The organism is Pseudomonas sp. R9.37 (genome assembly GCF_963878885.1).
Lineage (GTDB): Bacteria > Pseudomonadota > Gammaproteobacteria > Pseudomonadales > Pseudomonadaceae > Aquipseudomonas.
The window spans coordinates 310,546-322,892 of the sequence record NZ_CAWNZA010000043.1 but is presented as its reverse complement, the minus strand read 5'-3'; the positions used below and the strand labels follow the sequence as shown (position 1 = coordinate 322,892).

The following is a 12,347-nucleotide window of genomic DNA, read 5'->3' as shown; positions in this document are numbered from 1 at the left end:
AGGACGAGAAAGTCCATTTCATTGTTTGATTCCGTTATGAGTTGAGTTTCAACACGAGGATTCGCGGGCGCTCCAGCCACGCGCCCTGTTTATCGGGGAACAGCTCTGCCAGTTCGATGTAGCCGTCATGAATGGCCGTGACCTTGCCGTGGTTCGGCCCCAGGTAGTCGCCAACGGCCAGCCGGTGCACCGTGGAGGCCACACGCAACAGCGCAAAGTTCTGCTCACCACGAGACAGCGTACCGACCATCTCGAACTGGTCGATGGCGACCTTTTCCAGGGCGCCGCGGGCTCGGGCAAGGTCGGGCGCCAGCACCGGGCGTCCGGGCAGGTGATCAACCTGCAATGCAACCGGCTGGAACGGGTCGCGCAGGGAAAATGCGTCGTAGACGAATGCTGGCCCCGACTCGAAAACCGAGTCAGGCTCGCCGCGCAGCGACGTGCTGCGGTAGGTCCTCACCAACATGCCGAGGCGCAGCAACGACCCTTCAGTACGAAGCGTGATGTCATGCACGGTAACAATCCGGGACAAGCCGCCCAACGCACTCACGAAGGTAGCCAGGTCGTGGTAGGCCCCAACCACATCGACCTGCACCGGTTCCTCGATGTAAAACGGCCGAGTTTGCTCGTCCAGCACCGTGACACCTTCGACCACCACGCCGTTGGCAGCCACCAGCCGCGCAATTTCATCCAGCAGGGCCGGCATGTCAGGTGTGCCAGACAAATGCCCTAAGGCCCCGCCGGTTTTTTCCTGCATCACCTGAGCCGGGTGGGCACCGCCCTCAAGGCGGGAGGCCAGATCGACTTTCTGCGCGAGCACCTGTTGTAAGACCTCTTCCTGCGCCTCCCGCTCGTGCAAACGCTCGCGTGACGGGCTCAAATAAACGCAATCGCCCACCACCAGCACCAAGCCTGCCAGCGCACAGCCCAGCAGAAGCTTGCCCGGCAAGGGCCATTTCGAAGCGTTGTGAGAGAACGTGGAAAAGTCGAGCCTGGGCAGGCTCAAGGCTGAGCCTCGGTGGATTCCCCCTGGCGCACCATCAACTGGAATTCGTTACCGCCCCGCTCGCCCTCTGCTCGCACATGCTGCAGCCGAGTGGCGTGGGTGCCCTGCGAGGCTTCCAGGCGGCGCATCAGTTGAGCAATGTCCTGGCTGGACTCGGCACTGCCGCTGACGCTGATGGTGTCGCCGTTCGCCACCACTTCATGCAGATGGACACCCTCGGGCACCGCGCGGGCCAGTTGATCAAACATCTGTGCACTGGAAGAGCGGGCATCATGCAGGTCCTGCACGACTTTCATGCGCGCGGCCAGTTGCTGGCTTTGCTCCTGCAAGTCGCCGATGGTCTTGATGCGCGAATCGACGACAGTCACTTCTTTGCTCAGGTGGTTATTGCGTGCGCCCTGCCGGTCGATGGCCTGGTCGATCACCTGGTCCGCCAGCCATAACGCCGCGAAGGCCGCACAGGCAAACGCCAGCAAAAACATCAGAAAGTATTTGCGACGCCGGTCCGCCAGGGCTTGGCGCCAGGGCAAAAGGTTGATTCTTGTCATCAAGCGAAACTCCTCAGGGCCAACCCGCAAGCAATTCCCATCCCGTGGGCATCCACGGCCCATTGTGTGCCATCGACTTGATGACCCGGCGTGAAGCTGGCGAAATCCTGACTGCAAGCGCGCTCCAATGCAAACCCTTCGACATCCACCACCCGCGTCACGAGCCCCGCCAGGGCCAAAACCGCAGTGCGAGCCTCGACTTGCTCCCTCAGGCAGGCAGCCAGTAAAACCTCGACCCGGGCCGGATCCTGGGCCGAAGGGCCACGCACCTGAAAATCGATGGCCACCTCATCCAGCGGGTAAGGAATGTACTGGTCGGCTTCCATCTGGATCTTCCACACCATCTCTTCATCACTGAGCCCTGCCTCCATGTCGATGACCCGCGTGATGACCGACGGGCCCGCTACAGCAACCGCCGCCTGCCGTGCGGACGTGCGTAGCCGGGATAACGCCAGGTGCAAGGCGCGCCCTGCCTCTTCAAGGTCCAACAAAGTGCCATCGACCATCGCATTCGGCGGCAACATTTGGGTGCTGTAGCCCTGCACCTGGTAACCCGCGGCCGAACGGCCCAGTTCTATCAGCTTGATGCCCGTGTCATTGATGTCGACGCCCAGCAGGGTGTCGGTTTTGCGCCTGAAAAATCCCTTTCTCATAAAACTCCCCAAAACTTTGCCTGTCATACCGCCTGATTACCGCCGGCCACCGTGCATTCGGTCGACTTGTTTGAGTGGCGTGAATGACGCCCCAAGCCGAAAAATGCTTTAATGCCCAGCGTTTTTTCCCGCTATTTATCTGCTGCTCGGGTCGATCCATCGTTTGCCATGCATGCCCCGACGCCTAACTCATTCTTTTCTCTGGAAATCCAAAAGCCTTGATTCGTCTGCTGAAGTTTTTCGGGTACTCCATTGTCGCGATCGTCTGCGGGCTGCTGCTCGTACTCAGCGGTGCCTACCTCTACCTTAGTCCGGGTTTGCCTTCCGTAGAGGCACTCAGAAGTATCCAGTTGCAGATTCCTTTGCGGGTCTACAGCAGCGACGAAAAACTGATCGCGGAGTTCGGCGAGATGCGCCGCACACCGATCCGTTTCGCCGACATTCCACCCAATTTCATCAATGCCCTGCTGTCGGCAGAAGACGATAATTTCGCCAATCACTACGGCGTTGACCCCAGCAGCCTGGTGCGTGCGGCTACCCAACTGGTAAAAAGCGGACACATTCAATCCGGTGGCAGCACCATCACCATGCAGGTGGCGAAGAACTTCTTCCTCACCAGCGAGCGCAGTTTTTCGCGCAAGGCCACTGAAATCCTGCTGGCCCTGCAGATCGAACGCCAGCTGACCAAGGACGAGATCCTTGAGCTGTACGTGAACAAGATCTACCTGGGTAACCGCGCCTACGGCATCGAAGCGGCGTCGCAGGTCTACTATGGCAAGTCGATTCGTGATGCCAGCCTGGCGCAAATGGCAATGATTGCCGGCCTGCCCAAGGCCCCTTCGCGCTTTAACCCGCTGGCCAACCCGGCGCGCAGCAAAGAGCGTCGCGACTGGATCCTCGGCCGCATGTACAAGCTGGGCAAGATCGACCAGGCCGCCTATGAAAGCGCCGTGGCCGAACCGCTGAATGCCAGCTACCACGTGCCGACGCCGGAAGTGAACGCACCGTATATCGCTGAAATGGCGCGCGCCGAGATGGTCGGCCGTTACGGCAGCGAGGCCTACACCGAAGGCTTCCGCGTGACCACGACCGTTCCCAGCAACTTGCAGGAAATTGCCAACAACTCGGTACGCGATGGCCTCGTGACCTATGACCAGCGCCACGGCTACCGCGGCCCCGAATCCCGCCTGCCCGGCAAGACGCTGAGCGCCTGGACCACTGAACTGGGCAAACAGCGCCCGATCAGCGGCCTGGAACCGGCCATCGTCACCCAAGTGAAGAAAGATGGCGTGCAGGTGCTGACCCGCTCCGGCGAAGCGCATGTGCCGTGGGACAGCATGAAGTGGGCACGCCCCTTCCTGAACACCAACAGCATGGGCCCGATGCCCAAGCAGCCCTCGGACGTGGCGCAGGTGGGTGATTTGATCCGCGTGCAACGCCAGAAAGACGACAGCCTGAAATTCAGCCAGGTCCCTGTGGCCCAAGGCGCGCTGGTGTCCCTGGACCCGCAGAACGGTGCGATCCGCGCCCTGGTCGGCGGTTTTGCCTTCGAGCAGAGCAACTACAACCGTGCGACCCAGGCCAAGCGCCAGCCGGGCTCGAGCTTCAAGCCGTTCGTCTACAGCGCCGCACTGGATAACGGCTACACCGCCGCCAGCCTGGTCAACGACGCCCCGATCGTGTTTGTCGACGAGTACCTGGACAAGGTCTGGCGCCCGAAGAACGACACCAACACCTTCCTCGGCCCGATCCGCATCCGCGAGGCGCTGTACAAGTCGCGTAACCTGGTGTCGATCCGCCTGCTGCAGGCAATGGGCGTCGGCAAAACCATCGACTACATGACGCGTTTCGGCTTCAACAAGTCGGACCTGCCGCCCAACCTGTCCCTGGCGCTGGGCACCGCGACCCTCACGCCGATGGAAATCGCCACGGGCTGGAGCACCTTTGCCAACGGCGGCTACAAGATCTCACCGTACCTGATCGACAAAATCGAAAGCCGCAATGGCGACACCCTGTTTACCGCCAACCCTCCGCGCGTACCGGGTGACGTAGTCAACGGCTTGGCGGCGCCTGATGGCATCGCGGCGCCCAGCAACGGCGGCATCACCATCAAGCCGACACCGGGATCAGCGCCAGCCACACCGAACACCACCGCCGCAAACGAGCCACAAACGCCCGCAGTCGCTGAACGCGTAGTGGATGGCCGCACCACGTATATCCTCAACAGCATCCTGGAAGACGTGATCAAGAAAGGCACCGGCCGTCGCGCCCTGGCGCTGGGCCGTGCGGACATTGCCGGCAAGACCGGTACCACCAACGACTCCAAGGACGCCTGGTTCTCCGGCTACAACGCCGACTACGTGACCACCGTGTGGACCGGCTACGACCAGCCGGAAAGCCTGGGTCGCCGCGAGTTTGGTGGCACCGTCGCGTTGCCGATCTGGATGAGCTACATGGGCGCGGCCTTGAAGGACAAGCCGTTGCACACCCAGCCTGAGCCGGAAGGCATTCTCAGCCTGCGCATTGACCCGGTGAGTGGCCGTGCGGCTTCGCCAAGCACGCCGAACGCGTACTTCGAGCTGTTCAAGAGCGAAGACACGCCGCCGTCGGTCAACGAACTGGGCAATGGTGTTGCACCGGGCAGCCCGCTGCCGGCCGATGAAGGGGCGCCGATCGATCTGTTCTGATCGCGACCTCGAGCTGACGAGGTGCAAAATGTGGGAGGGGGCTTGCCCCCGATAGCGAACTTCCAGCCAATGAAGCTGCTGACTGATACACCGCAATCGGGGGCAAGCCCCCTCCCACATCTGGATTCCTACGCAGCTCCAGTTAATCGCAGGCAATAAAAAAACCCCGACTCGCAAGAGCCGGGGCTTTTTGTTGGTGCGCTACAACGGCTTAGCCGTTGAACACATCATCCACGCTTTGCAGCGGGTAGTGCTTCGGATACGGCAGGGTCGCCACACCGGTCTCGATAGCGGCTTTGGCCACGGCATCGGAGATCAGGGTGATCAGGCGCTTATCCATTGGTTTCGGAATGATGTACTCACGGCCGAATTCCAACTTGATGCCACCGTAGGCGTCGCACACTTCCTGAGGCACCGGCAGCTTGGCCAGTTCACGCAGGGCGTTGGCAGCAGCGACTTTCATCTCTTCGTTGATGCGCTTGGCGCGAACGTCCAGGGCACCGCGGAAGATGAATGGGAAGCCCAGTACGTTGTTGACCTGGTTCGGGTAGTCCGAACGGCCGGTGGCCATGATCACGTCGTTACGGGTGGCGTGTGCCAGTTCCGGGGAGATTTCCGGATCAGGGTTGGAGCAGGCGAACACGATCGGGTTGGCCGCCATGGACTTGAGGCCTTCGGCGCTCAGCAGGTTCGGGCCAGACAGGCCGACGAACACGTCTGCACCGTCAAGGGCGTCAGCCAGGGTGCGCTTGTCGGTCGCGTGGGCAAACATCGCCTTGTACTGGTTCAGGTCGGTACGCTCGGACTGAACAACGCCCTTGCTGTCGACCATGAAGATGTTTTCCAGCTTGGCGCCCATGCTCACCAGCAATTTCATGCAGGAGATGGCAGCAGCGCCGGCACCCAGGCAGACGATCTGCGCGTCAGCCAGGGTTTTGCCGGCGATTTCCAGGGCGTTGATCATGCCGGCCGCGGTAACGATCGCGGTGCCGTGCTGGTCATCGTGGAATACCGGAATGTCGCACTGCTCGATCAGGGCCTTTTCGATCTCGAAGCACTCAGGTGCCTTGATGTCTTCCAGGTTGATGCCACCGAACGTGATGGAAATGCGCTTTACGGTGTCGATGAAAGCCTGCGGGCTTTCGGAGTCGACTTCGATGTCGAAAACGTCGATGCCGGCAAAGCGCTTGAACAGCACGCCTTTACCTTCCATGACTGGCTTGGAAGCCAATGGGCCGAGGTTGCCCAGGCCGAGAATCGCGGTGCCATCGGAAATCACTGCAACCAGGTTGCCTTTGCCGGTGTACTTGTACGCCAGTTCAGGGTCGCGGGCGATTTCACGTACGGGCTCGGCAACGCCAGGGCTGTAGGCCAGCGACAGGTCGCGGGCGGTGGCAGTGGCTTTGGTGAGCTCTACACTCAGCTTTCCTGGACGAGGATGGGCATGATATTCGAGAGCGGCAGTTTTCAAATCAGACATATCGGCATTCCGCTTTTACTGTTGGTCGACGGACCGCCGAGGATACGCGTGTCGCAAAGTCCCTACAAGACTGAGCAGTCACAGGTGTCAAGGGCCCTGCGCTACGACTTTTGGCCAAGAGCCACGGGATACAAGGGCTCAACTGTTCACAATCGCATTAAAAAATGTCTACAATTTTTTTATTAAAATCGATTTGAATCACGCGCAGCCAAATTGCAGACACAAAAAAGGCGTCCCAAAGGACGCCTTCTTCAACAGCTAACAAAAACCCGGAGGGCTTTTGAGCCTTACTCTGCTGGAGTAGCAGGCTTCTTGCCGAAAGCACCAAAGCGATCTGCGAAGCGCTGTACACGGCCGCCGGTGTCCAGAGTTTTCTGCTTACCGGTGTAGAACGGGTGGCACTCGTTGCATACGTCAGTACCCAGTGGCTTGCACAGGTTCGAACGTGTTTCGAACTTGTTGCCGCAGCTGCAGGTTACTTCGATGGTTTCGTACGCTGGATGGATATCGGCTTTCATGGTGACTTCCTCGGGCTAGCGTGCCGCCACTCGACACTATTGTCGAATACCGCACGTAATTAGGCCGCGGATTCTACCAGACCTTTTTAAACGCGCAAGCGGCGCTTCCGGCCGATTTCCCACATATGAGCCCCTTTCATCAGAAAAACTGCCGGTTCACCACGATCAATGTGGGAGCCGGGCGTGTTGTGGCGAGCAGGCTTGCCCTGCGCTGGGCTGCAAAGCAGCCCCAATAGGCCAATGGTGTTTTTGCAGTCAAAACTCGCTGTAGGCATCGGGGCCGCTGCGCGCCCCAACGCAGGGCAAGCCTGCTCGCCACGATAGGCCCGGCTCCCACAGAAGTGCTGGCTGCTGCAGCAGAGACGGGACACCTCTACCGCAGGTCTGCTAGGCTCCCGCCCCTGCGCCACCGCCTGCCTTTATATGAGATTCCCCGCGTGCCCGACGCCATTTTGCGCCTAGCCCTGCCCTCGCCCCTGCGCCGTCTGTTCGACTACCGAGCCCCCGCCGGCGTGCTGCGGGCGCAGTTGCAGCCAGGCATGCGCGTGCGCGTGCCGTTCGGGCGCCGAGAAATGATCGGCATTCTGGTCGAAGTCGCCGACCACAGCGAAGTACCCGCAGAAAAGCTCAAGCCGGCCATCGCCATCCTCGACGCCACTGCGCCGCTGCCACCGGCCCTGTTCAAGCTGTGCCTGTGGACCGCTCAGTATTATCAGCACAGCCTGGGCGATACGTTGAGCTGGGCGCTGCCGGTGCTGCTGCGTCAGGGCGAGCTGGCCGAAGCGCGCCAGGAGCGCTTCTGGTCGATGGTGCCCGGCGCGCGCCTCGATGACCCGCGCATCGCCCGCGCGCCGCGCCAGCGTGAAGCCCTGGCCACGCTGGCGCAGCATCCCCACGGCGTGGCGCATCAGCTATTGAGCAAGCTGATGCTGAGCAAGGACAGCCTCGACCTGCTGCTGGCCAAGGGCTTGGTGCAGGTGGAAATCCGCAAGCACGCTCCCGACCCACGCCACGAACACTGGCTGGCCCAGCCCGAACTGCCGCTGAACACCGAGCAACGTGCTGCTTATGAAGCGATCCGCGCAGGCTTCGACAGTTTCCACGCGTTCCTGCTGGCGGGCGTGACGGGCAGCGGCAAGACCGAAGTCTATCTGCAGCTCATCCGCGAAACCCTGCAGGCCGGCAAGCAGGCGCTGGTGCTGATCCCCGAGATCAACCTGGGCCCGCAAACCCTGGCGCGTTTCGAGCAGCGCTTCAACGCGCGCATCGCCCTGGTGCACTCGGCGGTCAACGACCGCGAACGCCTAGAGTCCTGGTTGGCCGCGCGGGACGGCGAAGCCGACATTATTATCGGCACCCGCTCGGCGCTGTTCACGCCGATGAAGAACCCCGGGCTGATCATCATCGACGAGGAGCACGACGGCTCCTATAAACAGCAGGAAGGCCTGCGCTACCACGCCCGCGATCTGGCGCTGGTGCGCGCACGCCAGGAAGACATCCCGATTGTGCTGGGCTCGGCCACGCCGTCCCTGGAAAGCCTGCACAACGCCTACACCGGCCGGTACGGGCTCCTTCGTTTGAATGAGCGTGCAGGCGGCGCCAAGCAACCGCGCTTCCTGCGCCTGGATGTAAAAAGCCGTCCACTGGACAGCGGCATTTCCGGACCGATGCAGCAAGCCATCGGCCAGACCCTCGCCGCCGGCCAGCAAGTGCTGGTGTTTCTCAACCGCCGAGGGTTTGCGCCGACGTTGCTGTGCCATGACTGCGGCTGGATGTCCGAGTGCGAGCGCTGCGATGCGCGCATGACCGTGCACCAGCGCCACGGCGAGCTGCGCTGCCATCACTGCGGCCATGTGGAGCGGGTGCCGCGCCACTGCCCGCAGTGCGGCAAAGTGGATTTGCGCCCAGTGGGTGCGGGCACCGAGCGCGCCGAAGAGCGCCTGGGCATTCTGTTCCCGGACTACCCGGTGCTGCGGGTCGACCGCGACAGCACCTCGCGCAAAGACGCGATGAACCAGCTGTTCGCGACCATCCAGAAAGGCCAGCCGTGCATCCTGATCGGCACGCAGATGCTTGCCAAAGGGCACCATTTTCCGCGGGTGACGCTGGTGTCGATCCTGGATGCCGACGGCGGCCTGTTCTCCGGTGATTTTCGCGCCAGCGAGCGCATGGCGCAGCTGATCGTGCAGGTCGCAGGCCGCGCCGGGCGCGCTGAAGAGCCGGGCAAAGTGATTATCCAGACCCACCTGGCCGACCATCCGCTGCTGATCCAGCTGACAGAACAAGGCTACTTCGCCTTCGCCGAGCAGGCGCTGAGTGAACGGCGCTCTGCCGGCTTGCCGCCCTTCTCTCACCTTGCACTGCTGCGGGCCGAGGCCCATAAACCGGGGCAGGCGGAAGGTTTTCTGGATGAGGCATGCAGCGCCGCCGAACGTTTGCTCGGCGAACTGGGTCTGACCGGCATCGAATTGCTCGGCCCGGTGCCTGCACCTATGGAACGCCGCGCCGGGCGTTATCGCGCTCAGCTACTCTTGCAGGCAACCTCCCGCGCGCCCCTGCATCGGCTATTAAGTAGCTGGTTGCTTGCTCTGGAGCAAATGCCCAGTGGCCGCCAGGTGCGATGGTCGTTGGATGTGGACCCGGTAGATTTGTATTGATAGCAAAACCGCTATCGCAGGCAAGCCAGCGCCCACATTTTGAAATGTGAATACCCTTAAATGTGGGAGCGGGCTTGCCCGCGACGAGGCCCGCAGGTCTACCAACCCGTCTGAACGGTTGGCAAGCCTGCCCTCGCCACGGATAATGCCCAGTTTTTCCACCTGCGCATCGCGCGCCGCCGCTTGCGGTCGAAAGAGAACACCATGAAAGACACCATTCGCCAGCTGATCCAACAAGCCCTCACCCAACTCGTCAACGAAGGTGTGTTGCCTGAAGGCCTGACGCCGGCGATCCAGGTGGAAAACACCCGCGACAAGACCCACGGTGACTTCGCCAGCAACATCGCGATGATGCTGTCCAAGCCTGCGGGCATGAAACCGCGCGACCTGGCGGAAAAAATCATTGCCGCGCTGCCGGCTGACGACAGCGTCACCAAGGCCGAAATTGCCGGCCCTGGCTTCATCAACTTCTTCCAGAACACCCAGGCCCTGGCCTCGCGCCTGGACGCCGCCCTGGCCGACGCCCGGATCGGCGTGCGCAAGGCCGGCCCGCTGCAGCGCGTGGCCATCGACCTGTCGGCACCCAACCTGGCCAAAGAGATGCACGTCGGCCACTTGCGTTCGACCATCATCGGCGACGGCGTGGCGCGGGTGCTGGAGTTCCTCGGCGACACCGTGATCCGTCAGAACCACGTGGGCGACTGGGGCACCCAGTTCGGCATGCTGATGGCCTACCTGCAGGAAAACCCGATCACCAGCAACGAGCTGGCCGACCTGGAAAACTTCTACCGCGCCGCCAAAAAGCGTTTTGACGAATCCGAAGAATTCGCCGACCGCGCCCGTGGCCTGGTGGTCAAGCTGCAAGCCGGTGACGAGGAATGCCTGGCGTTGTGGGGCCGCTTCCGCGAGATCTCGCTGTCGCACTGCCAGGAAATCTACGAGTTGCTCAACGTGAAGTTGACCATGGCCGACGTGATGGGCGAAAGCGCCTACAACGACGACCTGATCAACGTGGTCAACGACCTCAAGGCCAAAGGCCTGCTGGTCGAGAGTAACGGCGCGCAGTGCGTGTTCCTCGAAGAATTCAAGACCGCCGACGGCGAGCCGCTGCCGGTGATCATCGTCAAGGCCGATGGCGGCTACCTCTACGCCACCACCGACCTGGCGGCCGTGCGCTACCGCAGCGGCGTGCTGAAAGCCGACCGCGCGCTGTATTTCGTCGACCAGCGCCAGGCCCTGCACTTCCAGCAGGTGTTTGAAGTGGCACGCCGCGCGGGTTTCGTCACGCACCCGATGCACATGGAACACATGGGCTTCGGCACCATGAACGGCGCCGATGGCCGCCCGTTCAAGACCCGCGACGGCGGCACCGTGAAGCTGATCGACCTGCTGAACGAAGCCCAGGAACGTGCCTACAACCTGGTGAAGGAAAAGAACCCGGAACTGGCCGAAGCCGAGCTGCGCAACATCGCCCGCGTGGTGGGCATTGGCGCGGTGAAATACGCCGACCTGTCCAAGCACCGCACCAGCGACTACAGCTTCAACTTCGAACTGATGCTCAACTTCGAAGGCAACACCGCGCCGTACCTGCTGTACGCCTACACTCGCGTCGCCGGTGTGTTCCGCAAACTGGGCAAGGACTTCAGCGAAGTTGAAGGCCAGATCGTGCTGGATGCCCCGCATGAACAGGAACTGGCGGCCAAACTGGCGCAATTCGGCGAAGTGCTGAACAGCGTCGGTGAGAAAGGCACGCCCCATATCCTGTGCACCTATTTGTACGAAGTCGCCGGCCTGTTCTCCAGCTTCTACGAGAACTGCCCGATCCTCACCGCCGACGACGAAGCCCAAAAGCAAAGTCGCCTGCGCCTCGCCGCACTGGCTGGACGGACCCTCAAGCAAGGCCTGGAACTGTTAGGCCTGGAAACCCTGGAGCGTATGTAAGTTGGCTGCCAAGAAAAAACCTGCACCCAAGCGCGGCGCCAGCCGCTATCAAGCCCCGGCAAAGAAGCCGATTCCGGGCTGGTTGTGGATGGCCATCGGCCTGGCGGTCGGTGCGTTCGTCGTGATCCTGATGAAGCTGGAGCCGGGCAAGGGCGATGACGTCAAGCGCGTCAAGCAAGAGCAGCAGAAGGCCACGAAAATGGCCGAAGCCAACAAGACGGCGCCAAGCCCGACTGCACCGGTGAAGCCGAAATACGACTTCTACACGCTGCTGCCGGAATCGGAAGTGATCGTGCCGCCCGACGCCGTGCCGGAGAAGACCCTGCCGACGCCGCAAGTGCCGACCACGCCGGTGACGCCAGCGGAAGCGGCGAAAATCGACACCGCGCGGGCGCAAGCTGCGCTGGCCGGGATCACCCCGCCGCCACCGCCGCCCGTGGCCACCACCAAGGCTGCGCCGGTGACCAAGTTCTTCCTGCAAGCGGGCTCGTTCCCGAAACAGGCGGACGCGGATCGCGTGCGTGCGCAGATCATCCTGCTGGGCCAGGCGGTGACAGTGGAGTCCGGCACGGTCAAGGATGCGACGTGGTATCGCGTGCTGGTGGGGCCATTCAGCAACCGTGAACAGCTGACCGTGGCGCAGAAGCAGCTGGCCGGCGCAGGGTTTAGCAACCTGTTGTTACAACAACGCCAGAGCCGCTGATCCAGAGTCAACGCGGATCAAAATGTGGGAGGGGGCTTGCCCCCGACAGCGGTAAATCAGTCACTATTTTTGGCGACTGATGCGCCGCCATCGGGGGCAAGCCCCCTCCCACATTTGGTTTTGAGGTGTGCTTGAGAAAGTGTAAGACTTATAA

Annotated in this window: 9 protein-coding genes; 4 read left to right on the top strand and 5 right to left on the bottom strand. The window is 61.8% G+C overall.

Features of this window, described 5'->3' with window-relative positions; genetic code table 11:
- Window positions 1-34: 34 nt before the first annotated feature.
- The 3 genes from AACU78_RS20545 to pilM are packed head-to-tail and all read right to left on the bottom strand — an operon-like array spanning window position 35 to window position 2,207.
- A complete protein-coding gene (locus tag AACU78_RS20545; RefSeq protein WP_106577527.1) occupies window positions 35-1,006 on the bottom strand; it encodes a pilus assembly protein PilP in 972 nt (323 codons plus the stop codon).
- Window positions 1,003-1,554, bottom strand: a complete 552-nt coding sequence (locus AACU78_RS20540; protein ID WP_106577526.1) for a PilN domain-containing protein — start codon at window positions 1,552-1,554, stop codon at window positions 1,003-1,005. Before AACU78_RS20540 ends, AACU78_RS20545 begins: the two co-directional genes overlap by 4 nt.
- On the bottom strand, window positions 1,554-2,207 hold the full coding sequence (gene pilM, locus AACU78_RS20535; RefSeq protein WP_106577763.1) for a type IV pilus assembly protein PilM: 654 nt from the start codon (window positions 2,205-2,207) through the stop codon (window positions 1,554-1,556). Before pilM ends, AACU78_RS20540 begins: the two co-directional genes overlap by 1 nt.
- A 221-nt stretch (window positions 2,208-2,428) precedes the next feature.
- Between pilM and AACU78_RS20530 the strand changes: the two genes are divergently transcribed.
- Window positions 2,429-4,894, top strand: coding sequence for a penicillin-binding protein 1A (locus AACU78_RS20530; RefSeq protein WP_371924131.1), 2,466 nt, complete (start codon window positions 2,429-2,431; stop codon window positions 4,892-4,894).
- 211 nt (window positions 4,895-5,105) lie between these two features.
- Here AACU78_RS20530 and AACU78_RS20525 read toward each other — a convergent pair whose 3' ends face one another.
- On the bottom strand, window positions 5,106-6,374 hold the full coding sequence (locus AACU78_RS20525) for a malic enzyme-like NAD(P)-binding protein (RefSeq protein ID WP_071497103.1): 1,269 nt from the start codon (window positions 6,372-6,374) through the stop codon (window positions 5,106-5,108).
- Window positions 6,375-6,661: 287 nt separating this feature from the next.
- Window positions 6,662-6,892, bottom strand: coding sequence for a 50S ribosomal protein L31 (gene rpmE / locus AACU78_RS20520; protein WP_049710411.1), 231 nt, complete (start codon window positions 6,890-6,892; stop codon window positions 6,662-6,664).
- 437 nt (window positions 6,893-7,329) lie between these two features.
- Here rpmE and AACU78_RS20515 point away from each other — a divergent pair, with 437 nt between their 5' ends.
- The 3 genes from AACU78_RS20515 (at window position 7,330) to AACU78_RS20505 (ending at window position 12,193) form a co-directional block, all read left to right on the top strand.
- Complete coding sequence (locus AACU78_RS20515; protein WP_106577524.1) at window positions 7,330-9,549, top strand: primosomal protein N'; 2,220 nt, start codon at window positions 7,330-7,332, stop codon at window positions 9,547-9,549.
- A gap of 204 nt (window positions 9,550-9,753) precedes the next feature.
- Complete coding sequence (argS, locus tag AACU78_RS20510; RefSeq protein WP_106577523.1) at window positions 9,754-11,490, top strand: arginine--tRNA ligase; 1,737 nt, start codon at window positions 9,754-9,756, stop codon at window positions 11,488-11,490.
- A 1-nt stretch (window position 11,491) separates the two neighbouring features.
- Window positions 11,492-12,193 carry an SPOR domain-containing protein gene (locus tag AACU78_RS20505; RefSeq protein WP_053253947.1) on the top strand — a complete coding sequence of 234 codons (702 nt, stop codon included), beginning with the start codon at window positions 11,492-11,494 and terminating at the stop codon, window positions 12,191-12,193.
- The last annotated feature ends 154 nt before the right edge of the window (window positions 12,194-12,347 follow it).